The organism is Pseudomonas sp. VE 267-6A, from assembly GCF_024126555.1.
In the GTDB taxonomy this organism is placed as follows: domain Bacteria; phylum Pseudomonadota; class Gammaproteobacteria; order Pseudomonadales; family Pseudomonadaceae; genus Aquipseudomonas; species Aquipseudomonas palmensis.
The window spans coordinates 21,722-48,676 of the sequence record NZ_JAMYBY010000012.1 but is presented as its reverse complement, the minus strand read 5'-3'; the positions used below and the strand labels follow the sequence as shown (position 1 = coordinate 48,676).

General features: G+C 64.2%; 20 protein-coding genes and 2 pseudogenes. 8 read left to right on the top strand and 14 right to left on the bottom strand.

Annotation, left to right across the window (positions count from 1 at the left end; translation table 11 throughout):
* The first annotated feature begins 66 nt into the window (after positions 1-66).
* The 7 genes and pseudogenes from NJH59_RS15510 to NJH59_RS15480 all read left to right on the top strand — a co-directional run bounded on the left by NJH59_RS15510 (position 67) and on the right by NJH59_RS15480 (position 9,936).
* On the top strand, positions 67-2,241 hold the full coding sequence (locus NJH59_RS15510) for a TonB-dependent siderophore receptor (RefSeq protein WP_253086976.1): 2,175 nt from the start codon (positions 67-69) through the stop codon (positions 2,239-2,241).
* Between the two features lie 278 nt (positions 2,242-2,519).
* Complete coding sequence (locus tag NJH59_RS15505) at positions 2,520-3,038, top strand: sigma-70 family RNA polymerase sigma factor (protein WP_253086975.1); 519 nt, start codon at positions 2,520-2,522, stop codon at positions 3,036-3,038.
* Positions 3,035-3,988, top strand: a complete 954-nt coding sequence (locus NJH59_RS15500) for a FecR domain-containing protein (protein WP_210014622.1) — start codon at positions 3,035-3,037, stop codon at positions 3,986-3,988. The genes NJH59_RS15505 and NJH59_RS15500 overlap by 4 nt, the downstream gene beginning before the upstream one ends.
* A 117-nt stretch (positions 3,989-4,105) precedes the next feature.
* A complete protein-coding gene (locus tag NJH59_RS15495) occupies positions 4,106-6,553 on the top strand; it encodes a TonB-dependent receptor (protein WP_253086974.1) in 2,448 nt (815 codons plus the stop codon).
* An 80-nt stretch (positions 6,554-6,633) separates the two neighbouring features.
* Positions 6,634-7,764, top strand: a pseudogene (locus NJH59_RS15490) (PepSY-associated TM helix domain-containing protein); the annotation flags it as partial.
* A gap of 812 nt (positions 7,765-8,576) precedes the next feature.
* On the top strand, positions 8,577-9,209 hold the full coding sequence (locus NJH59_RS15485; protein WP_081315158.1) for a hypothetical protein: 633 nt from the start codon (positions 8,577-8,579) through the stop codon (positions 9,207-9,209).
* 418 nt (positions 9,210-9,627) lie between these two features.
* Complete coding sequence (locus NJH59_RS15480; RefSeq protein WP_229589279.1) at positions 9,628-9,936, top strand: DUF3077 domain-containing protein; 309 nt, start codon at positions 9,628-9,630, stop codon at positions 9,934-9,936.
* Positions 9,937-10,062: 126 nt separating this feature from the next.
* On the opposite strand, the gene NJH59_RS15475 is transcribed toward NJH59_RS15480, so the two are convergent.
* Complete coding sequence (locus NJH59_RS15475) at positions 10,063-11,031, bottom strand: AraC family transcriptional regulator (protein ID WP_253086973.1); 969 nt, start codon at positions 11,029-11,031, stop codon at positions 10,063-10,065.
* 103 nt (positions 11,032-11,134) lie between these two features.
* Between NJH59_RS15475 and NJH59_RS15470 the strand changes: the two genes are divergently transcribed.
* Positions 11,135-12,382, top strand: a complete 1,248-nt coding sequence (locus NJH59_RS15470; RefSeq protein WP_253086972.1) for an MFS transporter — start codon at positions 11,135-11,137, stop codon at positions 12,380-12,382.
* Positions 12,383-12,477: 95 nt separating this feature from the next.
* On the opposite strand, the gene NJH59_RS15465 is transcribed toward NJH59_RS15470, so the two are convergent.
* From NJH59_RS15465 to paaK, 13 genes and pseudogenes are all read right to left on the bottom strand, one after another.
* Positions 12,478-12,867, bottom strand: a complete 390-nt coding sequence (locus NJH59_RS15465) for a hypothetical protein (RefSeq protein ID WP_152644126.1) — start codon at positions 12,865-12,867, stop codon at positions 12,478-12,480.
* Positions 12,868-12,995: 128 nt separating this feature from the next.
* Complete coding sequence (locus NJH59_RS15460; RefSeq protein WP_043862995.1) at positions 12,996-13,862, bottom strand: transporter; 867 nt, start codon at positions 13,860-13,862, stop codon at positions 12,996-12,998.
* An 88-nt stretch (positions 13,863-13,950) separates the two neighbouring features.
* A complete protein-coding gene (locus NJH59_RS15455) occupies positions 13,951-16,044 on the bottom strand; it encodes a PQQ-dependent dehydrogenase, methanol/ethanol family (protein WP_253086971.1) in 2,094 nt (697 codons plus the stop codon).
* A gap of 235 nt (positions 16,045-16,279) precedes the next feature.
* Positions 16,280-18,334 carry a phenylacetic acid degradation bifunctional protein PaaZ gene (paaZ, locus tag NJH59_RS15450; RefSeq protein WP_253086970.1) on the bottom strand — a complete coding sequence of 685 codons (2,055 nt, stop codon included), beginning with the start codon at positions 18,332-18,334 and terminating at the stop codon, positions 16,280-16,282.
* A gap of 32 nt (positions 18,335-18,366) precedes the next feature.
* Complete coding sequence (locus tag NJH59_RS15445; protein WP_043862998.1) at positions 18,367-19,608, bottom strand: OprD family porin; 1,242 nt, start codon at positions 19,606-19,608, stop codon at positions 18,367-18,369.
* A gap of 31 nt (positions 19,609-19,639) precedes the next feature.
* Positions 19,640-21,202, bottom strand: a pseudogene (locus NJH59_RS15440) (cation acetate symporter); the annotation flags it as partial.
* On the bottom strand, positions 21,199-21,507 hold the full coding sequence (locus NJH59_RS15435) for a DUF485 domain-containing protein (RefSeq protein ID WP_043863000.1): 309 nt from the start codon (positions 21,505-21,507) through the stop codon (positions 21,199-21,201). The gene NJH59_RS15435 and the pseudogene NJH59_RS15440, both read right to left, overlap by 4 nt.
* A gap of 170 nt (positions 21,508-21,677) precedes the next feature.
* Positions 21,678-22,754, bottom strand: coding sequence for a 1,2-phenylacetyl-CoA epoxidase subunit PaaE (gene paaE, locus NJH59_RS15430; RefSeq protein WP_253086969.1), 1,077 nt, complete (start codon positions 22,752-22,754; stop codon positions 21,678-21,680).
* 31 nt (positions 22,755-22,785) lie between these two features.
* Complete coding sequence (gene paaD, locus NJH59_RS15425) at positions 22,786-23,319, bottom strand: 1,2-phenylacetyl-CoA epoxidase subunit PaaD (RefSeq protein ID WP_054915435.1); 534 nt, start codon at positions 23,317-23,319, stop codon at positions 22,786-22,788.
* Entirely contained in the window at positions 23,306-24,070 is a 765-nt protein-coding gene (gene paaC, locus NJH59_RS15420) for a 1,2-phenylacetyl-CoA epoxidase subunit PaaC (RefSeq protein ID WP_253086968.1), read from the bottom strand. Before paaC ends, paaD begins: the two co-directional genes overlap by 14 nt.
* A gap of 8 nt (positions 24,071-24,078) precedes the next feature.
* Positions 24,079-24,360 (bottom strand): 1,2-phenylacetyl-CoA epoxidase subunit PaaB, encoded by a 282-nt coding sequence (gene paaB, locus NJH59_RS15415; protein WP_043863004.1) that lies wholly within the window; start codon positions 24,358-24,360, stop codon positions 24,079-24,081.
* Positions 24,361-24,385: 25 nt separating this feature from the next.
* Positions 24,386-25,375, bottom strand: coding sequence for a 1,2-phenylacetyl-CoA epoxidase subunit PaaA (paaA, locus tag NJH59_RS15410; RefSeq protein ID WP_054915436.1), 990 nt, complete (start codon positions 25,373-25,375; stop codon positions 24,386-24,388).
* A gap of 229 nt (positions 25,376-25,604) precedes the next feature.
* On the bottom strand, positions 25,605-26,921 hold the full coding sequence (paaK, locus tag NJH59_RS15405) for a phenylacetate--CoA ligase PaaK (RefSeq protein WP_043863006.1): 1,317 nt from the start codon (positions 26,919-26,921) through the stop codon (positions 25,605-25,607).
* Positions 26,922-26,955: the final 34 nt, after the last annotated feature.

The following is a 26,955-nucleotide window of genomic DNA, read 5'->3' as shown; positions in this document are numbered from 1 at the left end:
CCTTGACACATCATTTGGTAACGATTCTCATATGTATTATATTTATCACTACCACTGGAACCCTTCATGTCGCGCCCTACCCCGCCGCATTGCTCCGGCCTGCCCCGCAATCTGTTGGCCATGGCCATCTGCATGGCCACCCTGACCCCCGCCCTGGCCGATGACAGCTCTGCGACACCGCAGCCAGCCAAGGCTGCGACCCTGGAGCTGGGCGCCACCGAAATCGTCAACACTCAACTGGGCAGCACCACCGAAGGCACCCAGTCCTACACCACCGGCGCCATGTCGACGGCGACCAAGTTGCCGCTGACCCTGCGTGAAACGCCCCAGGCCGTTACCGTGATTACCCGCCAGCGCATGGACGACCAGGCCATGACCAGCATCAACGACGTGGTAAAGGCCACCCCGGGGCTGTTCCTCGACTTCTCCAGCGGCCCTGGCCGGCAGACGTATTCGGCGCGCGGTTTCGATATCGACAACCTGATGTACGACGGCATCCCCAGTGGCTACCAGGGCTGGACCGTGGGCGCCCAGCCGAACCTGGCGATGTTCGACCGGGTGGAGGTGGTGCGCGGCGCCACCGGGCTGGTGACCGGTGCGGGCAACCCTTCGGCTGCCATCAACCTGGTGCGCAAGCGCCCGCTGGCCGAACAGAAGGTCACCCTCACCGGTGCGGCCGGCAGCTGGGACGACTACCGCGGCGAGGTCGATGCCTCCAGCCCGCTCAACGACAGCGGCACCCTGCGCGGTCGGGTGGTGACGTCCTACCGCGACAGCAACAGCTTCGTCGATGGCGTGGACGAGACCCACGGCCTGTTCTACGCCATCACCGAGGCGGACCTGAGCGACGCCACCACCCTGACCCTCGGCTTCTCCAACCAGAAGGACAAGACCAACTACTTCTGGGGCGCCTCGATGATCGGCCTGGACGGCCATCACCTGAACCTGCCGCGCTCGTACAACCCAGGTACCCCCTGGGAGAACAAGGACCAGGAGATCAACACCGTCTTTGCCGAGGTACGCCAGCGCCTGGCCAACGACTGGAAGCTGCAGGTCAACGCCAACTATTCCGAGCAGAACGCGCTGTTCTCCGGCTCGTACCAGTCGCGCTGGGTCAACAACACGCTGGCACGCACCGTGTACCAGTCGGCCCACGATGAAAACCAGGCCGGCGTGGATGCCTTTGTCAGCGGGCCCTTCGAGGCGCTGGGGCGCACCCATGAACTGGTGGTGGGTGCCAGCAAGCGCATCTACGACATGACCACCCACAACTATGCCCCCTACGACCCCAACTGGCCGATCAATGCCGGCAAGCCGAACTTCACCCACACCGGCAACAGCCGCGAAGTGACCACCCAGGACGGCGTGTACCTGACCACCCGCCTGAGCCTGGCCGACCCGCTCAAGCTGATCCTGGGCGGGCGCCTGGACTGGTATGACTACGACAACCGCGATGGCGACGGCGACTACAAGGTCACCCGCAACGTCACCCGCTATGCCGGGCTGATCTATGACCTGGACGAGCATCACTCGGTCTACGTCAGCTACAGCGACATCTTCACCCCGCAGAGCAGCAAGGGCACCTCCGGCACCCCGGTCAAGCCGATCGTGGGCAAGAACTACGAGGTGGGCATCAAGGGCGAGTACTTCGAGGGTGCGCTCAACGCCAGCCTGGCGCTGTTTCGCATCGACCAGGAAAACCGCGCGGTGCAGGTGTTCGTGCCGAACTGCCCGCAGACCGAATGCTACGAGGCCTCGGGCGAGATCCGCAGCCAGGGTATCGACTTCGAGCTGCAGGGTGGGCTGACCGAGAACTGGCAGGTGGGCGGTGGCTACACCTATGCCCGCGTGCACACCCTCAAGGACGCCGCCAACCCGCAGAACGTCAACCAGCGCTTTGACACCGACACGCCCGAGCACCTGTTCAAGCTGACCACCACCTACCGCTTCCAGGGCCCGCTGGAGAAACTGCGCGTGGGCGGCAACGTGTCGTGGCAGAGCCGCCTGTACAACGACGTGGCGCTGGCCAACGGTGGCAGCTATCGCCTGGAACAGGGTGGCTACGCCGTCACCGACCTGATGGCCGGCTACCGGCTGACCCGCAACCTGGACCTGCAGCTCAACGCCAACAACGTGTTCGACCGCAAGTACTACTCGTCCATCTCCAACTCGACCAGCTATGGCAGCGACACCTACGGCACACCGCGCAACATGATGCTCACGGCCAAGTACAGTTTCTGATGTGAAGTGGCGCAGGGATGCGCCGTGTTGTTGTCTGTACGCAGTGCGCCACGCACGCCCTGCCTTTCGATCGACACACCGTTGCGTACACCCCCGCCCCTGCTCGCGCCCTGCGAAATCCTTCAGCTGCCATCCCGGATGACTCGGCGAACGCCTGGCAAGCACCCTTTCGTGGCGAGTCAGCGCTCCCGCTGCCACGTCGCACTGGCACCTGCCGATATTGCCACCTCCTCGTGATCCGAATAATAATGCAACCAATTCCCATTTGAGATGCCATCATGCCGGTCGAGTCACCTGCCCTATCTGCTGCTGTCGGCGCGCTGTATGCGCAGCACAGCTCATGGCTGCACGGCTGGCTGCGCAAGCGCATGGGCAGCCACTGCGATGCGGCGGACCTGGTGCAGGACACGTTCGTCAAGCTCCTTAAGACCCGCACATCACTGGAAATCCGTGCACCCCGCCAGTACCTGTCGACGGTGGCCAAAGGCCTGATGATCGACCTGTTCCGCCGTCGCTCGCTCGAACAGGCCTACATGGAAACCCTGGCCAGCATTGCGCTTGCCGACATCCCCAGCGCCGAAGCGCAGGCAATCATGTTCGAAACGCTGGTGGAGCTGGACCGCATGCTCGCCGGCCTGGGCGCCAAGGTGCGTGAGGTGTTCATCCTGTCCCAGCTCGAGGGCCTGCCCTACGCGCAGATCGCCACGCGCCTGGATATTTCCCTGCGCTCGGTCAACAACCACATGGCCAAGGCCATGGAACATGTCTGCCTGATGCAGTGGGAAAGCGTCGAATGAACCGCTCCCCCTCCGCCGCCCAACGCGAGGCGGTGCGTGAGGCCGCGCGCTGGTACGCACAACTGTCATCCGGCACCGTCAGTGCCGAGGATCAGGCCTCGTGGCAACGCTGGCACGACAGCGACCCGCTGCACCGCCAGGCCTGGCAACGCATGCAGGCGGTCAGCCACAGCTTTGCCGGGCTGCCGGGGCGTATCGCCGCCTCCACCTTGCTGGGCAGCGGCAACAGCCGCCGCCAGGTGCTGTACGGCCTGGCCATGCTGCTGGGCGGTGGGGTCCTCGGGACGCTGGGCTGGCGCAGCGACACCCGTCGCCAATGGTACGCCGACTACCGCAGTGGCGTCGGCGAACGCCGTGCCGTGCGCCTGGCGGATGGCAGCCAGATGCTGCTGGACACCGACAGCGCCGTGGACGTGGATTTCGATATGCAGCAGCGGCGTGTGCTACTGCACCGCGGCCAGGTGCTGATCACCACCGCCCGCGACGATGCCGCCCGGCCTTTCAGGGTCGATACCCGCCACGGCAGCGTCCTGGCCCTGGGCACCCGCTTCACCGTCAGCGTCGACGACCATGGCAGCGAAGTCGCGGTGCTGGAAAAGGCCGTGGAGGTGTCGGTGCAGCCGATCGAGCGCCTGCGCCTGCATGCCGGTCAGCGGGTGGCGTTCGGCCCGGCCGGGATCGGCAGCCTGCGCAGCAACGACGCCGCTGTGGCGGCGTGGGAGCAAGGCAGCGTGATCGCGGTCGATACCCCGCTGCAGACCCTGCTGGCGCAACTCGCGCGCTATCGCCCCGGCGTACTGAACTGTGACCCGGCGGTGGCGCAGATGAAGATTTCCGGCGCGTTCCCCATCACCGATACCGAACTGGCCCTGACGGCGCTGCAAAGCGCATTCCCGCTGACCGTACAGCGCCGCACGCGCTACTGGGTGACGGTTGTGGCGCGCACCTGAGCCAGCCGGCACCACGAATGAAAATAATTTTCACTTACTTGCACTTTCATCGACGCTCATCCGGCCTTCCCTCCCACAAGTTCAACTGAGTGTTCTGGGGAAGGAAACATGAGCGTCATGCAACGATCACACACCGCACTGGCCCTGGCGGCCCACCTCGCCCTGGGCAGCGTTGCCGCCTGGCCGCTCGCCGGCCTGGCCGCGCATGCGTCCAGCGAGCAAACCCGTGCCTATGACATCGCGCCCGGCACGCTGACCGAAAGCCTGGGCCGCTTTGCCAGCGCCGCCGGGGTGGTGTTGTCGTTCGATGCCGCGAGCACCCAGGGCCGCCGCGCCCCCGCCCTCCAGGGCGACTACAGCGTCGCAGGCGGCTTCGCCACCCTGCTGGCGGGCAGCGGCCTGCAGGTGGCACGCCAGGCCAATGGCGTGTACCTGCTGATCGCGTCCAACCCCGGCAACGGCTCGCTCGAACTGAGCGCGATCAACGTCAGCGGCCAGACGCTGGGCAGCACCACCGAAGGTACCGGCTCCTACACCACGGGCACCGTCACCATCGGCAAGAGTGAGCACAAGCTCAAGGACATCCCGCAAAGCGTCACGGTCATGACCCGCCAGCGCATGGACGACCAGAACATCACCAACCTGCCTGAGCTGTTCGCCAACGCACCGGGCATGACCTTTGCCAAGAGCCCCGGTACCGGTGGCTTCATCACCTCGCGCGGGTTCGAGATCGAATCGCTGCAGTACGACGGCGTGCCCATGACCCGCGGCATCTATGCGCTGGGCAGCTACCTCACCGAATCCACGGCCTTCTACGACCGAGTGGAACTGCTGCGTGGCGGCGCGGCCTTGCTGCAAGGCGCCAACAGCCCGGGCGGCGCGGTGAACCTGGTGCGCAAGCGCGGCCAGGCCAAGCCCACCGTGACCCTGACCGCACAGGCCGGAAGCTGGGACCACTACGCTACCCAGGCGGATGTCGGCGGCCCGTTGAATGACGCGGGCACCGTGCGCGGTCGCGCCGTGGTCGACTACGACACCCGCGACTCGTTCATCGACCACGTTGGCGGATGGGAGCAGAAGGTCTACGGCGCCCTGGACTTCGACCTGTCGGAAAACACCACCCTGGGCGTTGGCATCAGTGATCGCAAGACCCGCTTCACGCCCATGGTCGCCGGCCTGCCACGCTACAGCGACGGACGTGACATCGGCCTGTCCCGCTCGACGTACACCGGCTCCGACTGGAACCGCGGGCTGACCGAACAGTTGGCCCTTTACGTCGACCTGGAGCACCGATTCAACGACCACTGGAAGTTCAAGACAGCAGCGGTCGCGATCAACGAACGCAACGAAATGACCTATGCCTACATCGTGACACCCACCGGTGTGGCGAACGATGGCAGCGGCGTCGCCAACTGGCGCTATGCCACAGACTTCAATTCGCACAGCCGCGGCCTGGACCTGTTCGTGGACGGCGACTTCAATGGCCTGGGTTTCGATCAGGAAGTCGTGCTCGGGGGCAACTACTCGCGCTACACCAGCGACAACACCATGGCCGTAGTACGCAGCGTAGGCGCCAACATCTTCGACCTGGACAACCACCTGCCGTACGAAAACTACGACAGCCTGGCGGCGCGCGGCACGCGCACCGACAGCCAGTACAAGATCGTGCAAAAAGGCATTTACGGCACCTGGCGCGTCAAGCTCACCGACCCCCTGACACTGATCCTGGGCGGGCGCACCAGCTGGTACTCCTACGAGTACGACTCGCAGATCTACGATCGCAATGCCTTCAGCTACCCCAGCGACAGTGACAAGGCCAACAATGGCGTGGTCACGCCCTACGCCGGGCTGGTCTATGCGCTGACGCCCGAGTGGTCGGCCTACGCCAGCTATGCGGACGTGTTCATTCCGCAGAGCGCCATCGGGGTGGGCGGCTCCACGATCGAGCCGATTACCGGCAGCAACTATGAAGTCGGCCTCAAGGGCGAGCTCAACGACGGGCGGCTCAACACCTCGCTTGCCCTGTTCCGTTACGACCACCAGAACCGCGCCGTCACAATGCTCAACACCGAGTCCCAGTGCGGGGGCTCGAACTGCTCCGAGGCATCCGGCAAGGTGCGCAGCCAGGGGCTGGAGGCTGAAATCAACGGTGAAGTGCTGCCTGGCCTGCAAGCGTCTGCCAGCTATGTCTACAACACCACCAGGTTTATCGAGGACAACACCTACGAAGGCAAGATCTTCTCCACCTGGACCCCCAAGCACACGGTGCGCATCTGGTCCGACTACACATTGCCAGGCGACTTCAACCGCTTCAGCGTCGGCGGTGGCTTGAACAGCCAGAGCAGCGCCGTCGCCTACGACCGCAAATTCGAGACGCCAGGGTTCACGATCTGGAATGCACGCATCGGCTACAAGGTCAGCGATGAGATCGGCCTGGCGGTGAACTTCAACAACCTCTTCGACAAGGTCTACTACATTCCGTCCTATACCGCAGTGGCGTCCAACAACTACTACGGCGACCCGCGCAACGTCATGTTCACCGTCAAGTACACACCGCAGTTCTGAGCAGGTTTCGGGCCCCTGGCATGGGTGTTCATGCCAGGGGCCCGTCGTCCTTCTTGCACTCCCCTGACGACGGCTGAGTCATGTCCAAGAAATCGCGCTCTAAGTTATGGTTCCTGATCCACAGCTGGCTGGCATTGCCGATCTGGTGCTTTGCCCTGCTCGTCTGCGTCACCGGTACCCTGGCAGTCGTCAGCCAGGAGCTGGTGTGGCTGGCAAAGCCGCAAATGCGTGCCAACCCGCCGACGCAAGACGCCCGCCGGCTCGACTACGACCAGATCCTCGCGGCCATTCATCGCGACCGCCCCGACCTGGACGTGCAGTACATCCTGCGTCCCGACCAGGACTCGTTCGCCCTGCAGGTCCAGGTGGTACAACCGGACCACAGCACCCGCAACCTCTATGTGAACCCGTACACCGGCAAGATCCAGGGGGTGAGCCCGGCATTCGACGTGCGCGGCTTCACCCGTGCGCTGCACGGCTGGTGGCTGGTGCCCTTCGGTAATGGCTATCCCTGGGGCTGGTACCTGGTGTCATTGCTCGCCTTGCCGATGCTGGCCTCGCTGGTGACCGGGCTGGTGGTCTACAAGCGTTTCTGGAAGGCCTTTTTCAAACCGACCCTGCGCTTGAACCAGGGTGCGCGGATTTTCTGGGGCGACTTCCATCGCCTGAGCGGTGTGTGGTCGATCTGGTTCATCGCGATCATTTCGGTCACGGGCCTCTGGTTTCTGATCCAGGCCGTGCTGGCCGACAACCACATCTCCATCTCCAGCCGGCCTGCCATTGGCCTTGTCGCGAGGGAGACGGTGCCCCTGGCCGCACCTGGCGAGCAACCCGCGCGCATCAGCGTGGAACAGGCCATCGCGAATTTCTCGGCGCAGGTGCCCGGCTTCACCGCGAGCTTCATCAAGCTGCCGGGCAATGCCTATGACACCCTGCAGGTGCGCGGGCGTGGCGCCTATCCGCTGATGCAGCAGAGCGCGAACCTGAACCCGTACGACGGCAGCGTCATCACCTCCTACACACTGTCGGATCGGCGCGCGCTGGAGTTCGTCACCGAATCCATGCGCCCGCTGCATGCCGGTGACTTTGGTGGGCTGTGGCTGAAGCTGGTGTGGTTTGTCTTCGGCCTGCTACTGAGCGTGATGGTGCTCAGCGGCCTGCTGATCTGGAGCAAGCGCACGCTGCAGGCCACTGCGGCTGCGCTCAAGCGAGGCAAGGCAATCGAGGTGAGTGGCTCGCCGCTGCGGCGCTACTGGCTGAAATGGCGGTTTCATCTGAACGTGGTGCTGGTGGTGGTGCCCCTGGTATTTTTGCCCAGGTACTTCGCTGATCAGGCGTTGTTCAAGGGTGAGGCGGGGCTCGGCGAGCGAGAGATCGGTGAGGTTACGGTCGGGCCGTGGAGCCTGCGCCTGGCGGAGTTTCGCGCCCAGCCGCCGCGCAACGAAGGGCCGGCGGGGTATATCAAGAGTTTCAGCGCGGCCTTGTGCGAGGCCTGCATCGGCGAAGTGAAAGCGACCTATCTGCGCGTGGGCAAACCCCGCAGCCTGCGCGCGGCGGGCGGGATCTTCTTTGGTTCGCCGCACAGCATGGGCACCTCGATTCCGATATCCCCGAAAACACCGGTGGATACCCTGCTGTGGGTGACGATGGAGGGCTGGGACGGCTCGGTGCACCAGGGCTCGATTGCGTTGAGCCAAGCATCGCCCGCTTCGGTGGCGTGGTTGCAGGCGCAGGCGGCAGGGTCTCCGTGAGTGGCGGGGGCTCTACAAAACCTCAGCAGATGAGGCGCGTCTATTGGGTTCTCGGGATTTTGTACAGAGCCTAGAGCCCTTCGGCTGGCTCCTTTTGGCCGAAAGCGGTCGTTTGTGAGTGGCAGCTATCGGCCAAAAGCGGTCATACGACGCGTCTACAAGCGGGGCAATTCAATTGATGAGGTTGATTTTGCCATTAGATAAATTTACAACTCTACCGTGCACTGGCTAGAATCAAGTAAACTTAAAAAAACCATGCCCTGGGCGAGCTCATGAAAAGTATCAACATTGCATATATCCTGTTCGGCTCCGCGCTTTCTTTAAAAGTGATGGCGAGCGGGCTAGACGTCGAGCACACACTAATTGAGCATCGCTGGTACACTTTTGAAGACGTGATAGAAAAGAGAAAAATATACAACAGGGTGGATATTTCGCGAGGGTACATTGAATACCATTTCGAGGGTGATGAATATAAACCCAAGCAGCCAGAAGAGAAATTGACGCCCCGACAAAAATTCTATTCCAACCATGGCAGCGTTGGAACATACGCGGCTGCTGATTATGAGACCGCGCTAGACAAGGAGTGCATAGATGTTGTCTCCGGTTCTTTAGGATCATTTATAGGCGACTATGAAAATTCCAAAAGACCTGATAGACAAAACTACAAGCGCACCGTTGTTGGCATAAAATCCTTAATGTACAAAGGCCCTGAGTATAACTTCAAGAGCCCTTCATCCTGGTCGCCTGCAGCGTTGCCCAAGAACAACAAAAGTCTTCTTTGTGAAATCTATGAAGTCAAGAGCAAAGAAAGTGATGTGAAATACATTGTTTATGCTGCTTCAGTGGCAACCGCTATGTTTGACGAAATTCATACGGCCCCATTGCCAGGTAAAAAGGTCGAGTAATTAAAGGTCTTCGCACTCATGCTGCGGCGCCCACTGCTGCGGCATTGGCCGATTGCGGCCCTTCGTGAATGGCTGCTGTGGGTTGTTAGCGGTCTTTCACCAAAGACCGCATACGGCCAGAATCTCTAGCTGCCGCAACAGACTGCAACGTATTGGTCAGGCTCAAGCGCAGGCCGCTCTGCGCGCCTCAAACCTTTGAAATTCAAAGCAAGCCAGATCGTCAAAATGAATGCATCAGCACTCAGACGTTAACGCCTCCTCCTTCCCTCTACCAGAAACTTGAATCCCCACCTCAACCCCTTTAACCTTGCCCGGTCGCTGTAAACCCAGCGTCCAGGTTTGGTCACCTGAAATAAATCAAGGCGCAAAAAGCGCCGAATCCGAATCAGGGTCGGCTCCACTAATCAAGGAGCACCACATGGCTAAGTTCGTCCCGAATCCCCCACTCCCCAACACCCCGCGCAAACCCGCCTACACCTCCTTCGGCTGTTGCCACGGCGATCACCCTCCCCTGTTTTCCGTGCGCGAAGACATCAAGCTCGAAGATGCGCTGGTCTACCTGTCGATCATGATCCAGTGTGCAAGGGACACCACCGCACAAGCCTGCGAACGCGCCGATGAGCAGTTCAAAAGCCTGCTGATGGCCTCGCAACACTCGCTGGAATTGAGCAATGCGTTGATCGAGTCGGTGCTTGATGGCATGGAGGCGAAAGCGGTCAGTAGTTGATGACGCAACACACGGGCCGCAGACGCGGCCTATCGAAATCAAAGAGGTGCGAGCGACTGCGTTCGGCCTTGTCTCAAATAGTGCCAAGGCCGCCCAAGATGGCCCACTCGCCCATCCCACTCAGTTTCAGACGGCAGCCGACTGCCTCAACCTGCGACTCAACCCAGGCGTGTTACCCGTAACACGCTTGAACGCCCGACTGAACGCCGCCTGAGACGTATAGCCCAAACGCTGCGCAACCTCTTCAATAGGCAACCTTTCCAGCGTCAGCCACTGGCTGGCAAGCCGCATTCGCACTTCGGTGACGTAGCGCAGCGGGGTCATGCCAATCGTCAATTGAAAACGCTCCGCAAAGACCGAGCGGGACGTATTGCATTGCTCCGCCAACTGCTCGACGGTCCAGTCGCGGCCCGGTTGTTGATGCAGCGCCAGCAGCGCACCAGCCAGGCGCGGATCGCGCAGGGCGGCAACCAGGCCGGAGGCGTTACCGCAGGCGCACTCGACCCAACCTCGAACGACCATGGCGGCGACCACGTCGGCCAACCGCGCGAGGATGCCGGCGAAGCCGATGCGTGCGGCGCTGACCTCGCGCTCCATGGTGGTGAGAATAGGCACCAGCCCGGGGTAACGCTGGCCGCCGGCATCAATCAGCATCAGGCCCGGCATCAGCTTGCCAAGGCCATGCAGGCTGCCCAATTCGAACGCCATGCAGCCACTGAACAAAAGCGTGGCCGGCATGGCGCCGGCCTCGGTTCCGGTGTGCACCGCGCTGACGGCGTCGCCCAGCGGCTCGCCGTCCAGAAGGTCGATTTGCTGCACGGGCACCTGTGTATCCGAGAGCAATTGATGGGCCGCGCCATGGGAGATGAAGACGGCGTTACCGGCGCACAGCGCATAGGTTGTGCCGTCTTCCATGCGCAGCACCGCGTTGCCGACCGCCAGGAAGTGGAACCAGGCATGCCCGGGTTTGGCAGCGAAGCCCAAGCCGAAGGCCGGGCCCGCCTGGATACGCCGGTAGTCGACACCGCGCAGGCGCATGCCGCGCAACAGCTCGTTGATGAGATCGGAAGAGAAGGCAGAGGGGTCCGTCGGCATGATTCAGGTGTTCTGGTCAAAAAATCGAGTTTTTCGATCATAGATCATCCGGATTCTCGCGCCTAGACTGCGGGTCGCAATTGAAGATTGGGAGATCCGTGCAATGACTGACCTTGTTTGCAATGCCGTACCCGACAGCCGTCCCGGCGCCGGGCCGGATGCAGAACCTGCAACCCCCGCGTGGATGGCCGTGTTCTCGCTGGCCATGGGCGTGTTCGGCTTGCTGACCGCGGAGTACCTTCCGGCCAGCCTGTTGACGCCAATGGCGACCGAGCTGGGGGTATCCGAAGCGCTGGCTGGCCAGGCGGTAACGGTGACAGCCGTGGTGGCGCTGTTCGCCGGCCTGTTGGTGCCAGGCCTGACTCGCAGTATCGATCGCCGCTGGGTGTTGCTGGGATTTTCCACGTTGATGATCGCGTCCAATCTGTTGGTCGCCGTTTCCTCCAGTTTCGTGGTGCTGTTGTTGATGCGTATCTTGCTGGGCATCGCGCTTGGCGGGTTCTGGAGCATGGCGGCGGCGGTGGCGATGCGTCTGGTGCCGGGGGCGCTGTTGCCGCGAGCGCTCTCGATCATTTTCAGTGGCATCGCCGTCGGGACGGTGGTTGCGGTTCCGCTGGGTAGTTATCTGGGTGGGCTATATGGCTGGCGCAGCGCGTTCTTTGCAGCGGCGGCGGTGGGGGTGGTGACCCTGGCGTTCCAGTCAATCACGCTGCCGAGCCTTGCGCCGCGCCGCCCGGCACGCCTGCGCACGGTGCTTGAAGTATTGCTGCGCCCAGGCATTGCCATGGGGATGTTCGGTTGTGTGCTGGTGCACAGCGGCCACTTCGCGATGTTCACGTATGTTCGGCCATTTCTCGAAGGCACGACCGGCATTGGCCCGCAGGGGCTGTCGCTGATGCTGCTGGGTTTTGGTGTGGCGAACTTTGTCGGCACCCTGGTGGCCGGGTGGATGCTTGCTCGTTACCCGCTGGCCACCCTGGTGTCGATGCCCGCGCTGGTGGGCGTTGCGGCACTGGCGCTGGTCCTGTTGCCGGCGTCGGTGCCAGGGCAGGCCGTACTGCTGGCGGTGTGGGGCCTGGCCTTTGGCGGTGTGCCGGTGGCGTGGTCGAACTGGGTAGCCAACGCGGTCCCTGACCAGGCGGAAAGCGCCGGGGGCATGGTGGTAGCGTCGGTACAGTCGGCCATCGCCACAGGCGCAGCCGCGGGTGGGGCAATGTTCAGCCTCGGTGGCAGCGCAGGCGTATTCGTGGCGGCGGCCGTGCTGATGCTGCTGGCCGCGTTGCTGATTGCACTGCGGGTGCGAGTTCCTTCGGTAGAGGCCGCTGTGCTGAACCGGTCTGCACGCCACTGATGATTCAGCTCTGCGGCGCCGATCCGCGATCGCGCCTTGGGCGCCGCCCTCCCCTCGGTCGATACACGCCAGGCGACACGGCAGCGAAGAGTCGGTCAGCGGCCCTGGGGGCTATCTGCGAGCCAGTAATAGTCTGGCCAGTAGGGCCAGACATGGCGGTCGCGATGCACATGCTTGAGCGACAGGGTCTGGCCCGGGTGAAAGTGATCAGCCGGGTACTGACCTGACAACAGAACGGTGCGCGTTGTTGCGATCAGCGACTGGCAATAGTCACGCGCGGCTTTGTCGGCCCCCAGCACCTGACTGTGCGCAATTGAAAAGCCGAAGGCCGTCATCGGATGCCCGTCATTTTTCAGCCGGGTGAAGACAGGGGTCGGCTGCCGATACTCGGCAACGGGAACGATCTTGCCACCCAGTTGGCAGGCGAACTCCTGGGCCAACAGCGGTGGGCAGACAAGCAGCAGCAGGCACAGTTTGAGCTTCATGTTCACGTCACAGTTCAAGTGTCCGGCCCGGCGCGTGGCGACTGACAGGCCCAATCCACGCAGTCTAAGCCCGGCCATGGCGTGTGACCACACCGGGTGCCCCTCACCCGGTGTGCGTCAGGCTCGCCTCAGTAGATATACGCCAACCTGAACTGCAGCGAGTGGTCGGTCATGGGCCCGGAACGCACGTCCACATCCCGCCAGTACTGCCCCATTACCTGCCACTGCTTGCCCAGCATGGTGGTCGCCGACAGGCCGACCGTGCCGTTGTTGTGGCTGGTTTCCAGGGTCTGCCCGTCCAGCGTCTCGCGCGAGCCCCAGTTGTGCCGGTACGACAGCGCCACCGAGGTGGCCGGGGTGAAGTTGTAGCGCAGGTGGTTGTGCAACTGGATCAGCGGGTCACGGTGCGCACCGGTGTCGCGCTGCTCCTGGTAGAACTCGGTCTCGGCGATCACGTCCCACGTCCAGCGCTCGTTGAAGCCGTGCACATAGCCCACCTGGAAGTCCGCCGCCCAGCGGTTGCCGCTCAGGGCAAAGCCCTGGTTCTTGTCGGCGCCGGTGGGCGCGGTGACGAACAGCGACCAGCCCAGGTGGCGGTTGCGCTCCATGTCGGCCAGGCTCCACACCGTGGCGCCGAAGGTGATGTCGCCCAGGCCGCTGTTCTTCTGGCCGGTGGCGCCGATTTCCTGATGGCCGTAGGGGATGATGATCTGCGGGTCCCAGATCAGGCCGGTGTTGAAGAACTCGGTGAAGTGCACCAGACGCAGCACGCCCACGGTCAGGTCCAGGTCGAGGTTGTCGGCGGCGCGCTTGCCGCCCATGTACGAGCGGTCGATGCGCGGGTTCTGCTGGTACAGCAAGGCCAGGTCGGTGCCCGGTGGCAGCGCGGCATAGTCGCCGGAGTCGGGGCGTACATCGGCCAGCGCGGGGCTGGCGCACAGGGCAAGGAACAGCGAGCACGGCAATGCGCCGCCTTTGTGCAAAAGCGCTTTCATGGGGATCACCTGTCTACCGGTTAATTGTTATTGGAACGGGTTGAGGCTGCCCCGCTCGCACGCCTGGCGAGCGGGGTCGAGGGGTGGCTTACTGCGCCGCAGTGGCGTCGGCGGCGGCGCGCAGGTCAAGGCTGCGCTTGATGATGTATTGCTGGATCAGTTGCATCTGCGGCATGTCCAGCACCCCGGCAAAGCTCGGCATGCCCTTGCTCATGAACGCACCGCTGACGATGCCGACGAAGGCCTGGTGCTTGTCCGGGCTCAGGTAGCGCAGGTCGGGGATCACCCCGCCGCTGGCGGCGTTGAGGCCGTGGCAGGCGCCGCACATGCCGTTGAACAGGGTGCGGCCCTGGGCGATTTCATCCGCCGAGGCGGTCAGCGCGGGCACCTGCGGTGGCAGCACCGGCGCCTTGCGCGGCGGCGGCAGTTCGCCCTTGGCGCCGAGCTTGAACACCAGCACGCGGGACTCTGGCTGGACCTTGCCCTTGTCGGTCAGGCCGCCTGCGATCAGCGGCATGATGCCGCCCCAGCCGGCCATCAACGCCACGTACTGCTCGCCCTTGACCTCATAGGTGACCGGCCCGCCGAGCACGCCGGAGTTGGCGCGGTGCTCCCACAACTGCTTGCCCTTGTCGGCGCTGAAGGCCATGACGCGGCCGTCCGAGGTGCCCTGGAACACCAGGTTGCCGGCGGTGCTGAGGGTGCCGCCGTTGCCGGACTCGACATAGTCGTGGGTCCAGGCGGCCTGCTGTTTGACCGGGTCCCAGGCAATCAGGTGCCCGCGCCAGGCGCTGCGGATCTGGTTGAACACCTTCGGGTCTTCCGGCAGGTCGGGCACGTCCAGGCCGAAGTTGACCACCGACTTGGTCGGCAGGAACAGCGGCTTGTCGGCGGCCTTGAGTTCGGCCACGGTGTCCTGGGCCGGGATGTACACATAGCCGGTGTTGGGGTTGTACGACATCGGGTGCCAGCTGTGGCCGCCGAGGAAGCTTGGCTGTATCACCTTCGGCGCCTTGGCGTAGTCGGCCTGGTCGGTGAGGATGGGGCGCCCGGTCTTGGGGTCCAGGCCGCTGGCCCAGTTCACCTGCACGAAGTTGTTGCCCGAGATGAACTCGCCGTTGGTGCGGTCGATCACGTAGAAGAAACCGTTCTTGGGTGCCTGCATCAGCACCTTGCGGGTCTTGCCGTCGATCTGGATGTCGGCCAGCACGATCTGCTGGGTGGCGGTGAAGTCCCAGCGATCGCCGGGCGTCACCTGGAAGTGCCACACGTATTCGCCGGTTTCCGGGCGCAGCGCGACGATCGACGACAGGTACAGGTTGTCGCCCTCGCCCTGGCTGCGGAACTGGTAGTTCCACGGCGAGCCGTTGCCGGTGCCCACGTACAGCAGGTCCAGCTCGGGGTCGTAGGACATCGAGTCCCAAACGGTGCCGCCACCGCCCCACTTGACCCAGCCATTGCCCTTCCAGGTTTTCATGGCCTTGGCCATGGCCTCGTTTTCCGGTGGCAGCGCCGGGTCGCCGGGCACGGTGAAGAAGCGCCAGGCCTGCTTGCCGGTATCGGCATCGTAGGCGGTGATATAGCCGCGCACGCCGAACTCGGCGCCGCCGTTGCCGATCAGCACCTTGCCTTTGACGATGCGCGGGGCGCCGGTGATGGTGTAGCTCTTGTTGGGGTCCAGAACGGTGTCGACACTCCAGACCTCCTTGCCGGTGGCCGCATCGAGGGCGATCAGGCGCCCATCGAAGCTGCCCACGTAGACCTTGCCCTGCCACACGGCCACACCGCGGTTGACCACGTCGCAGCAGCCCTGGCTGAGTTTTTCCATGGGGATCTTGGGGTCGTACTTCCACAGCGGCTTGCCGCTGGCGGCGTCGAAGGCATACACGATGCTGAAGGCACCGGTGGTGTACATCACGCCGTCGACCACGATGGGGGTGGCTTCGGTACCGCGATCGATGTCGAGCTTCTGCGTCCAGGCCAGGCCAAGCCCAGCGACGTTCTGGTCGTTGATGCGGGTCAGCGGGCTGAAGCGTTGTTCGTCGTAGGTACGCCCGTGGGCGAGCCAGTTGGCGGCGTCCTGGTTGGCGTTGAGCAGTCGGTTGGCGTCGATGTTGCCGGGCGTGCCGGCGTGGGCGAGCGTTGACACGTAGAGCACGGCAAGCGGCATCAAGCGTTTCATTTTTTATTGTTATCCCGTTCTGGGTGGATCAATGAGTGGCGTGGCAGGCCATGACGGGATTAGAGCAAAGTCGGAGGGGGTAAAGCGCTTGCGTGTGTGCCAGGTATTTTTGTGTGCGTGCCATATTGCGGAGGCTGCTGCGTAGCCCATCGCGGGTCAAGCCCGCTCCCACAGGGATGGCGATAATCCTTGTGGGAGCGGGCTTGACCCGCGATCGAGCGCGCAGCGCTCGGCGTTACACCGGGCGCTTGAGCACCAGCGTCAGGATGTCGTAGCTGGCCACCAGCTCACCCAGCTGGTTGGTCACTTCCACATCCCACGCCACCACCCCTTGCGGCTGGCCCAGCGGGCTGGATTTGCCCTGGTCGATCTTGCGCTTGCAGGTCAGGCGCGCCTGGATGGTGTCGCCAATGCCCACCGGGCTGATGAAACGCAGGGTGTCCAGGCCATAGTTGGCCAGCACCGGCCCCTCGCCCGGCGACACGAACAGCCCCGCCGCCGCCGACAGCACGAAGTAGCCATGCGCAATGCGCTTGCCGAACTGCGATTGCCTGGCCGCAATGTCGTCGAAGTGCATGTAGAAATGATCCCCCGACAGGCAGCCGAAGTTCACCAGGTCCGCCTCGGTCACGGTACGCCGATGGGTCAGCAGCGACTCGCCGATGCGCAGCTCTTCGAAGTGACGACGGAACGGGTGCACCTCGCTCTCGTAAACCTGGGCACCGCGCACATACTCGCCGGTCACCGCCATCAGCATGCTCGGCGAACCCTGCACTGCCGCACGCTGCAGGTAGTGCTTGACCGCCCGCAGCCCGCCCAGCTCTTCGCCGCCACCGGCACGCCCAGGGCCGCCGTGCTTGAGCTGCGGCAAAGGCGAACCGTGCCCGGTGGACTCCGCCGCCGCCTCGCTGTCGAGGATCAGCAACCGACCGTGCCAGGCCGCAGCCACCGGAATGGCCTTGGCTGCCACCTCGCGGTCGGCGGTCACCAGGCTGGCCACCAGGCTGCCCTTGCCGCGCGCGGCCAGCGCCAGCGCTTCGTCCAGGTCGTGGTAGGCCATCAGCGTGCTCACCGGGCCGAAGGCCTCGATGTCGTGGGCACCGCCGTCGGCGTGCGGGTCGCGTGCCTGCAGCAGGGTCGGCGCAAAGAACGCCCCTTCGCTCACGCCCTCGCCCCGTGGCTCGAAACCATCGCTGGCGCCGAACAGCTGGTCGCAGCTCTGCAGCAGGCTGCGCACCCGCTCGCCCACGTCGCGCTGCTGGTCATGGGAAGCCAGCGCGCCCATGCGCACGCCCTCCACCGACGGGTCGCCCACCACCACCTTGCTCAGGCGCTCGCGCAGGCGCGTGGCCACGGCGTCCAGGTGCTTGGCCGGCACGATGGCGCGGCGGATGGCGGTGCACTTCTGCCCCGCCTTGGTGGTCATCTCGCGCACCACTTCCTTGATGTACAGGTCGAACTCGGCATCGTCCGGCTTCACGTCCGGGCCCAGGATCGCGCAGTTGAGCGAGTCGGCCTCGGCGGTGAACGGCACCGAGTGGCGGATCAGGTTCGGGGTCACCCGCAGCTTGGCCGCGGTGTCGGCAGAACCGGTGAAGGTCACCACGTCCTGGCCTTGCAGGCGGTCGAGCAGGTCGCCGGTGCTGCCCACCACCAGTTGCAGGCTGCCGGCCGGCAGCAGGCCGGACTCATCCATCAGGCGCACCACCGCCTCGGTCAGGTAGCTGGTGGAGGTGGCCGGCTTGACGATGCACGGCATGCCGGCCAGAAAGGTCGGCGCGAACTTTTCGAGCATGCCCCAGATCGGGAAGTTGAACGCGTTGATGTGCACCGCAAGCCCCGCACGCGGCACCAGGATGTGGCTGCCGGCGAAGGTGCCCTGCTTGCCCAGCGGGATGGCCGGGCCTTCGTGCAGCAGGTTGCCCGAGGGCAGTTCGCGGCTGCCGATGCCGGCATAGGCGAACAGCGTGGCGTTGCCGCCCTCGATGTCGATCCAGCTGTCGGCGCGGGTCGCACCGCTGTGGTGGGACAGTGCGTAGAGCTGTTCCTTGCGCTCGGCCAGGTACAGCGCCAGGGCCTTGAGCCGCGCGGCACGCTGCTGGAAGTCCATCGCCATCAGGCTGCGCAGGCCGTCACGGCGCGCATGCTCGATGGCTTCGGCAAAGTCGGGCCGCTCTTCATGGCTGTACGCCAATACGTGCCCGTCCAGGGCGCTGCGCAGCGGCTGCGCGCCATGCTGGCCGAGCCAGCGGCCGGCGATGAAGCTTTGCAAGGTTGGGGCAACAGACATGAGGTGTCCTCCGGTTCTTTTAAGGGGCGCGCTTACCACAGCGCCAGGGTGTAGCCGATGATCAGGCGGTTCTCGTCCAGGCTGTTGGTCAAGCCGTTGCCTGAGCGGAAGGTGACGTTGCGCCAGCGCAGGCTGACGTTCTTCAACGGGCCGCTCTGCACCACGTAGGTGATGTCGGTGTCGCGTTCGCGCTCGCGGCCGTTGTCCACGGTCGCGGTCCTGGCATGACGCCCGTCGGTGTAGCGGGTCATGAAGCTCAGGCCCGGAATGCCCAGGGCGACGAAGTCGTAGTCGTAGCGCAGTTGCCAGGAGTCGAGCCCGGCGCGGGTGTAGGTGTTGTAGGTCACCAGGTTGACGGTGTACGGGTCGCCGCCGTTGAGGAACGGGAAGGCACTGTCGCCCGACATCTGCTGGAAGGTGGCACTGACCTTGTGCGCGCCGCTGGCCAGGGTGAACATGCCGTTGAAGTTGCGGTTGTCGATGCGCCCTGCCCGCTCGGCGCCGTCGCCACGGCTGTCGAAATAGCGCAGGTCGCTGCGCAGGCTCAGGCCCTCGCCCAGCGGCTGGGTGTGCACCAGGCCGACGAACTGCTGACGGTAGATCTGGTCGAGCTTGGCGTAGTAGTAGGTCAGGTTCAGTTGCGGGGTGAAGGCATAGGTGCCGCCACCAAAATCGAAGCGGTCGCTGCTGGCCGCGCCGTAGCCGATGTCGTCGCGGCTGGAGGAATCGCGCAGGTTGGCCTTGGTCAGCCGCCCGGCGTTGAACGTCAGGCCGTCGATCTCCTGGCTGGTCAGCAGGCCGCCCTGAAAGCTGGCGGCCAGCAGGCGGGTGTCGTTGTACACCACCACCGGCAGGATCGGCTGCAAGGTACCCAGGCGCAGCACGCTCTTTGAGGCGCGCAGCTTGGCGGTCAGGCCCAGCTCGCTGTAGTCGTCGGCCGGCTCCAGGCTGTCGGGCCCGAACGGCAGCAGCCCGGTGCCGCGCCGATCACGGCTGGAGTCGAGCTTGATGCCCAGTTGCCCCATGGCGTCGACGCCTACCCCGATCGGGCCATCGGTGAAGCCGGACTCGAACTTCACGGTAAAACCCTGGGCCCACTCCTCGGCCTTGGATTGCGGCGCGTTGCTCTGGCGAAAATCGCGATTGATGTAGTGGTTGCGCAACTCGACCTTGGCATGGCTGTCGTCGATGAAGTCGGCCAGGGCCGGCGCGGCGACCAGGGGCAAGGCAAAGCCGGCCAGCAGCGAAGCCGGCATGAAGCGAATGTGGTTCATTATTTTTATACCCGACAATCGTTTTGGTTTATTAGTGTTTGCTTGCGCCTGCGGCACCGATGCCGGTCATCGAGCGGATGAACTGCGCCAGGTAGCGGCCGCGTTCCTGCGCCGCCCGCTCCGAGGTGTCGGTGACCGAGAACACCCAGGCGCCCAGGAACGCCAGGCTCATGGAGAACAGCGCCGGGTTGCTATAGGGGAACAGCGCCGTTTCGTTGTGCAGCACGTTGACCCACACCGCCGGGCTGAGCACCAGCAGCACAATGGCCGAGACCAGCCCGCTCATGCTGCCGATCACCGCGCCACGGGTGGTCAGGCCCTTCCAGTACATCGAGAGGAACAGCACCGGGAAATTCACCGAGGCGGCAATCGCCAGCACCAGCCCGGACAGGAACGCGATGTTCTGCGACTCGAACATCAGGCCCAGGATGATCGCCAGCACGCCGATGGCCAGGGTGGCGATTCGCGACACGCGCATCTCTTCCTTCTCGGTGGCCTGGCCCTTGCGGATCACGCAGGCGTACAGGTCGTGGGACACCGCCGAGGCGCCGGACAACGCCAGCCCGGCCACCACCGCCAGGATGGTGGCGAAGGCCACGGCCGAGATGAAGCCCAGGAACAGGTTGCCGCCCACGGCCTGCGCCAGGTGCACGGCGATCATGTTGCCGCCGCCGATGATCGCGCCGTTGACGTCGCGGTAGCTTGCGTCGGTGCCGACCATCACGATGGCGCCGAAGCCCACCATGATCAGCAGCAGGTAGAAGTAACCGATGAAGCCGGTGGCGTAGAACACGCTCTTGCGCGCTTGCTTGGCGTCACTCACGGTGAAGAAGCGCATAAGAATATGCGGCAGCCCGGCGGTGCCGAACATCATGCCCAGGCCCAGGGAAATCGCGTCGATGGGGTTGGACAGCAGCCCGCCCGGGGCCATGATCGCGGTGCCCTTGGCGTGCACCTCGGTGGCGGCGCTGAACATCGCCTCGGTGCTGAAACCAAAGTGCTTGAGCACCATGAACGCCATGAAGCTGGTGCCCGAGAGCAGCAGCACGGCCTTGATGATCTGTACCCAGGTGGTGGCGAGCATGCCGCCGAAGGTCACGTAGAACACCATCAGCACGCCCACCAGCATCACCGCATACAGGTAGCTGATGCCGAACAGCAGCTCGATCAGCTTGCCGGCGCCGACCATCTGCGCCACCAGGTACATCAGTGCCACGGTCAGGGTGCCCAGGGCCGAGGTCAGGCGTACCGGGGTCTGGTCCAGGCGGTACGACACCACGTCGGCGAAGGTGTACTTGCCCAGGTTGCGCAGGCGCTCGGCAATCAGGAACAGGATGATCGGCCAGCCGGCCAGCACGCCCAGGGCGTACAGCAGGCCGTCGTAGCCGTTGAGGAACATCATCGCGGAAATGCCCAGGAACGAGGCGGCGCTGATCATGTCGCCGGCGATGGCCAGGCCGTTCTGAAAGCCGGTAAGGCCGCCGCCTGCGGTGTAGAAGTCACTGGCCGAGCGGGTGCGCTGTGCGGCCCAGCGGGTGATGCCCAGGGTGAACACGACGAACAGCAGGAACATGCTGATGGCTGTCCAGTTCATTTCGCGCACTCCTGGCGGACCTTGTCGTTGAGCGGGTCGAGCACGTTGTTGGCGCGGTACACGTAGATCCCGGTGAGGCCGAAGGACACCAGCACCACCAGCACGCCGACCAGCATGCCGACGGTGGTCACGCCGCCGCTGAGCGATTGCCCCAGGGTGCTGGGGGAGAACGCCACCAGCAGCACGAAGCCGTAGTAGATGACCAGCATGGCCAGGGTCAGCGACCAGTTCAGGCGCTGCTTGCGCCGTACCAGTTGCTTGAAGTCGGGGTGCTTGCAGATGCTGTCGATGTCTTCGGGGGTCATTGGGGCGCTCTCTTGGTGTTGTTGTTTTAGTTTTCAGGGCACACAGGTGTTGCGGTGTTCAGGCGGGCCTCATCGCGGGTCAAGCCCGCTCCCACAGGGTCTGCACTCTCCTCAAGACCCGTGCTGTACCTGTGGGAGTGGGCTTGACCCGCGATTGAGTCGACGCGGTATCAGACCTGATCGAAGTCCAGCACCACCCTGTCGCTGACCGGGTACGTCTGGCACGACAGCACATACCCCGCCGCCACTTCGTAGTCCTCCAGGGCGTGGTTGCTGTCCATCTCCACCTCCCCTTCGATGACCTTGCACTTGCAGGTCGAGCACACCCCGGCCTTGCACGAGTACGGCAGCTCGGCGCCGATGGCATTGCCGGCATCCAGTACGCTGACGGTGTTGCGCGGCAGGTCGAAGGCCAGCGCCCGACCGTCGCTGATCACGGTGATCTGGCTGACGGCGGCGTCCAGCTGGCGCGCCGCCTCGCGGGCTTCACGCTTGCGTTCGTCGCCCGCCGCTGCGAACAGCTCGAAATGGATCTTCTCCCCCGCCATGCCATTGGCCTTGAGGCTGTCGCGCACGGTCTCGGTCATCGCCTGCGGGCCGCAGATGAATGCGGCGTCCAGCGCCCTGGGGTCGAGCCAGCGCGAGAACAGCTGACCGCACTTGTCGGCGTCGATGCGCCCGTTGTACAGGTCCACGTCCTGCTGCTCGCGGCTGAACACGAAGATCAGGTTCAGGCGTTGCAGGTAGCGGTTCTTCAGGTCTTCGAGCTTGTCGCGAAACAGCGCGCCGGAGCTTGAGCGGTTGCCGTAGAGCAAGGTGAAGCGGCTGTCGGGTTCGCGCTCCAGGGTGGTCTTGATGATCGACAGGATCGGCGTGATGCCGCTGCCCGCCGCCACCGCCAGGTAGTTGCCGCGACGGGTCGGGTCCAGTGGCACATGGAAGCTGCCCGAAGGCGGCATCACTTCGAGGCTGTGGCCGACCTTGAGCACCTCGTTGGCAAACGCCGAGAAGCGCCCGCCGGCCACGCGCTTGATCGCCACGCGCAGCTCGCCGTCTTCCACGCCGCTGCAGATCGAGTACGAACGGCGCACTTCCTCGTCGTCCAGTTGCGTGCGCATCACCAGGTACTGGCCCTGGGTGAAACGGAAATCGTCCTGCAGGTGCGCCGGCACCTCGAAGGCAATGGACACCGCATCGCGGGTCTCGGCGCGCACATCCTTGATGGTCAGTCTGTGAAATTGACTCATGCTGTTCTCCCGCTGCACGGCGCCAGCGCGCTCAGATGCATTTGAAATAGTCGAAAGGTTCCAGGCACTCGCGGCACCGGTACAGGGCCTTGCAGGCCGTGGAGCCGAACTGGCTGAGCAGCTCGGTGTGGCTGCTGGCGCACACCGGGCACAGCACCTGCGGGCTTTCGCCCAGCAGGCTGCGCTTGCTGGCACTGCCCACGGGCGGCGCGATGCCATAGGCACGCAGGCGCTCGCGCCCCTGCTCGGTGATCCAGTCGGTGCTCCAGGCCGGCGTCAGGCGCCGCTCCAGGCACGGCGCGGCGAACCCGGCCTGCTCCAGCGCCTGGCGGATATCGCCCTCGATCACCTCAGTGGCCGGGCAGCCCGAATAGGTCGGCGTGACCACAAGGTGCAGGTGGCCGGCCTGCCAGTGCAGGTCGCGCACTATCCCGAGGTCGACCACGCTGACCACCGGCACTTCCGGGTCCATCACCTGCTCCAGCACCGTCCAGGCGTGGCTCAGGTCATCGGCCCGCAGTGCCCGCGCACCGTGGTCGCTGGCGATCAGCTCACCAGGTTGCATCGGGGTAGGCCCGTGGCAAAAACTGCATTTCGGCCAGCAGGATGCCCAGGTGCTCGGTGTGCATGCCGGTACGTCCGCTGAGGTAGAAGTGGCTGGCCGCAGGCGGCAGCGGCAGTTCGACCGAGGCGAAGGTGACCTCGACCTGGTGCAGCCATGCCGCGCCGACCTGCGCCGGGTCGGCGCCGATGCCCGCTGCGGCCAGGCGGGTTTCAGCCTCGCTGCCGCTGGCCAGCTCCACGGTGAAGCGCCACACCTGCGTGATGGCCGCGAGCATGCGCCGGCGACTTTCGTCGGTGCCGCCACCCAGGCGCTGCACCCATTCACTGGAGCGACGCAGGTGGTAGGTGACCTCCTTGAGCGCCTTGGCGGCGATGCCGGCGATGCGCAGGTCGGTGGAGTCGCACAGGCCCTTGAGCACCTGCAGGTGCCAGGCGTCGAACAGGAACTGCTTGGCCATGGTCACGGCGAAATCGCCGTTGGGCTGCTCCACCAGCAGCAGGTTGCGGTAGGCGCGCTCGTCGCGGCGAAACGCCAGGTCGTCGGCATCGCGGCCGTCGGCCAGCAGCTCGGCGGCGTAGTCCAGCCAGTTGCGCGCCTGGCCCACCAGGTCCAGGCCGACGTTCATCAGCGCCAGCTCTTCCTCGATGGCCGGCGCCTTGCCACACCACTCGCACAGGCGCTGGCCCTGGATCAGGGCGCTGTCGCCCAGCAGCAGCAGGTAATGGATCAGATCGTCTTGGGTGCTGTTCATGGTCGACCTCACATGTGTCCGACTTCGTCGGGCAGCTCGTAGAAGCTGGCGTGCCGGTAGACCTTGTCGTCGGCCGGGTCGAACAGCGGGTCCTTCTCGTCCGGCGAGGAGGCCACGATCAGCGCCGAGGGCACCACCCACAGGCTTACGCCTTCGCTGCGGCGGGTGTACAGCTCGCGGGCGTTCTCGATGGCCATGGCGTCGTCGGCGGCATGCACGCTGCCCACATGCTTGTGGTTCAGGCCGTGCTTGCTGCGCACGAACACTTCGTAGAGGGTCCAGACAGACATCGTGTATCTCCCATCAGTCGCCGGTTCAGGCGGCGTTCTTGTTCTGTTGTTTGCGGGCGTAGGCGACGGCGGCTTCACGCACCCAGGCGCCGCTTTCGATGGCATTGCGCCGGGTGGCCAGGCGTTCCTGGTTGCACGGGCCGTTGCCCTTGAGCACGTCGAAGAATTCCTGCCACTGGATGGCGCCGAAATCGTAGTGGCCGCGCTCGGCGTTCCACTTCAGGTCGGGGTCGGGGGCGGTGCAGCCCAGCAGTTCGAGCTGCGGGATGGTCTGATCGACGAAGCGCTGGCGCAGTTCGTCGTTGCTCTGGCGCTTGATCTTCCAGGCCATCGACTGCGCGCTGTTGGGCGAGTTGTCGTCGCTGGGGCCGAACATCATCAGCGCCGGCCACCACAGGCGGTTGATCGCGTCCTGCACCATGTCCTTCTGGGCCTGGGTGCCGTGGCGCATCATGGTCAGCAGAATCTCGTAGCCCTGGCGCTGGTGAAAGCTCTCTTCCTTGCAGATGCGCACCATGGCCCGTGCGTAGGGGCCGTAGGAGGTGCGCTGCAGCACCACCTGGTTGACGATGGCCGCGCCATCCACCAGCCAGCCCACTGCGCCCATGTCGGCCCAGTTGAGGGTCGGGTAGTTGAAGATGCTGGAGTACTTGGCCTTGCCGCTGTGCAGCTTGGCGATCTCTTCGTCGCGATCGGCGCCCAGGGTTTCCATGGCGCTGTACAGGTACAGGCCGTGGCCGGCTTCGTCCTGGATCTTGGCCATCAGCTGCAGCTTGCGCTTGAGGGTCGGGGCACGGGTGACCCAGTTGCCCTCGGGCAGCATGCCGACGATCTCGGAGTGGGCGTGCTGGGAAATCTGGCGGATGAGGGTCTGACGGTAGGCGTCGGGCATCCAGTTCTTGGCTTCGATCTTGATTTCGGCGTCGATCTTTTCCTGGAAGGCACGTTCCTGGGGCGACATCTCGTCCAGGGACTTGATGCGTTTGACGCCGGTTTCGACAAGCTGTGCGTACATGTTCGGGCTCCCGCCTCAAGGCTGGTTGGGCATGGGAGTATTTATAAGCGATACACAATTCAATATCAAACAGCTTTTTAGTGTATCTAATGTTTTTTTGTATCGCTTTGCACTGAAAGCGGACCGCTACGCGCTCCATCGCGGGTCAAGCCCGCTCCCACAGGAACACGCTTTACCCAAAAACAAAAAAAAGCCCCGACCAGGTCGGGGCTTCGGCAGCCATCAGCTATCAGCTGGCCAGACGCTTGTCATACACATGACAGGCCTTGCCTTCCGAACGTTTCAGCGTGCCCAACGGCTGCAGCACGATGCGCGTGCTGATGCCGATGTAGGTCTTGATCTGCTTGCCCAGCTCGGCAGTCAGCAGCCTGCGCTGCGCCTCGTCGTAGTGCTGGCATTCGGCGCGCAGTTCCACGTGCACATCCACCGTGTCGAGATTTCCATCGCGATACAGATAAATCTCATAGCACTCTGAAAACTGTTTTATTTTCAGCACCTGTTCCTCGACCTGGGTCGGGAACACGTTGACCCCGCGCACGATGAGCATGTCGTCGCTGCGCCCGGTGATCTTGTCGATGCGCCGCATTGGCCGCGCGGTGCCGGGCAACAGTCGCGTCAGGTCGCGGGTGCGGTAGCGGATCATCGGCAGCGCCTCCTTGCTCAGCGAGGTGAACACCAGCTCGCCCATCTGCCCGTCAGGCAGCACCACACCGGTCACCGGGTCGATGATTTCGGGGTAGAAGTGGTCTTCCCAGAGGGTCGGCCCGTCCTTGGTCTCGGCGCACTCCATGGCCACGCCCGGGCCCATGATTTCCGAGAGCCCGTAGATATCCAGCGCGGTGATACCCATGCGCTGCTCGATGGAGCGGCGCAGCTCGTCGGTCCACGGCTCGGCACCGAAGATCCCCAGGCGCAGCGCCAGCTTGTGCGGGTCCAGCCCCTGACGCTCGATCTCGTCGGCCAGGTTGAGCATGTACGAGGGCGTGACCATGATGATGTCCGGCTGAAAGTCGTTGATCAGCTGCACCTGCTTCTCGGTCTGCCCGCCCGACATCGGGATCACCGTGCAGCCCAGGCGTTCGGCGCCGTAATGCGCGCCCAGCCCGCCGGTGAACAGCCCGTAGCCATACGACACATGCACCTTGTCGCCCTTGCGCCCGCCCGCGGCGCGGATCGAGCGCGCCACCACGTTGGCCCAGGTGTCGATATCGTTCTGCGTGTAGCCCACCACCGTCGGCTTGCCGGTGGTGCCGCTGGAGGCGTGCACCCGCACCACGTCATGCATGGGCACGGCGAACATGCCGTAGGGGTAGTTGTCGCGCAGGTCGGTCTTGGTGGTGAACGGGAATCGGGCCAGGTCGTCCAGCGAACGCACCTCGTCGGGGTGCACCCCCAACTGGTCGAAGCGCTGGCGGTACAGCGGCACGTTCTGGTAGGCGTGGGACAGGCTCCAGCGCAGGCGGTCAAGCTGGTGCTGGCGCAGTTCATCGATGCTGGCGGTCTCCAGCGGGTCGAGTACAGCAGTGTTCAAGGCGGCCATGTTCATGTGTTCACTCTGATTCTTTTTATGGTTCAGCCCC

What these genes read in the sequence shown, in the direction of transcription:
- paaA (WP_054915436.1), bottom strand. Translation starts at nt 25,375, where the DNA reads ATGTACGCACAGCTTGTCGAAACCGGCGTCAAACGCATCAAGTCCCTG.
- NJH59_RS15470 (WP_253086972.1), top strand. Translation starts at nt 11,135, where the DNA reads ATGACTGACCTTGTTTGCAATGCCGTACCCGACAGCCGTCCCGGCGCC.
- paaE (WP_253086969.1), bottom strand. Translation starts at nt 22,754, where the DNA reads ATGAGTCAATTTCACAGACTGACCATCAAGGATGTGCGCGCCGAGACC.
- paaC (WP_253086968.1), bottom strand. Translation starts at nt 24,070, where the DNA reads ATGAACAGCACCCAAGACGATCTGATCCATTACCTGCTGCTGCTGGGC.
- NJH59_RS15500 (WP_210014622.1), top strand. Translation starts at nt 3,035, where the DNA reads ATGAACCGCTCCCCCTCCGCCGCCCAACGCGAGGCGGTGCGTGAGGCC.
- NJH59_RS15495 (WP_253086974.1), top strand. Translation starts at nt 4,106, where the DNA reads ATGCAACGATCACACACCGCACTGGCCCTGGCGGCCCACCTCGCCCTG.
- paaK (WP_043863006.1), bottom strand. Translation starts at nt 26,921, where the DNA reads ATGAACATGGCCGCCTTGAACACTGCTGTACTCGACCCGCTGGAGACC.
- NJH59_RS15475 (WP_253086973.1), bottom strand. Translation starts at nt 11,031, where the DNA reads ATGCCGACGGACCCCTCTGCCTTCTCTTCCGATCTCATCAACGAGCTG.
- NJH59_RS15510 (WP_253086976.1), top strand. Translation starts at nt 67, where the DNA reads ATGTCGCGCCCTACCCCGCCGCATTGCTCCGGCCTGCCCCGCAATCTG.
- NJH59_RS15460 (WP_043862995.1), bottom strand. Translation starts at nt 13,862, where the DNA reads ATGAAAGCGCTTTTGCACAAAGGCGGCGCATTGCCGTGCTCGCTGTTC.
- NJH59_RS15485 (WP_081315158.1), top strand. Translation starts at nt 8,577, where the DNA reads ATGAAAAGTATCAACATTGCATATATCCTGTTCGGCTCCGCGCTTTCT.
- NJH59_RS15465 (WP_152644126.1), bottom strand. Translation starts at nt 12,867, where the DNA reads ATGAAGCTCAAACTGTGCCTGCTGCTGCTTGTCTGCCCACCGCTGTTG.
- NJH59_RS15480 (WP_229589279.1), top strand. Translation starts at nt 9,628, where the DNA reads ATGGCTAAGTTCGTCCCGAATCCCCCACTCCCCAACACCCCGCGCAAA.
- NJH59_RS15435 (WP_043863000.1), bottom strand. Translation starts at nt 21,507, where the DNA reads ATGACCCCCGAAGACATCGACAGCATCTGCAAGCACCCCGACTTCAAG.
- paaB (WP_043863004.1), bottom strand. Translation starts at nt 24,360, where the DNA reads ATGTCTGTCTGGACCCTCTACGAAGTGTTCGTGCGCAGCAAGCACGGC.
- NJH59_RS15445 (WP_043862998.1), bottom strand. Translation starts at nt 19,608, where the DNA reads ATGAACCACATTCGCTTCATGCCGGCTTCGCTGCTGGCCGGCTTTGCC.
- paaD (WP_054915435.1), bottom strand. Translation starts at nt 23,319, where the DNA reads ATGCAACCTGGTGAGCTGATCGCCAGCGACCACGGTGCGCGGGCACTG.
- NJH59_RS15455 (WP_253086971.1), bottom strand. Translation starts at nt 16,044, where the DNA reads ATGAAACGCTTGATGCCGCTTGCCGTGCTCTACGTGTCAACGCTCGCC.
- paaZ (WP_253086970.1), bottom strand. Translation starts at nt 18,334, where the DNA reads ATGTCTGTTGCCCCAACCTTGCAAAGCTTCATCGCCGGCCGCTGGCTC.
- NJH59_RS15505 (WP_253086975.1), top strand. Translation starts at nt 2,520, where the DNA reads ATGCCGGTCGAGTCACCTGCCCTATCTGCTGCTGTCGGCGCGCTGTAT.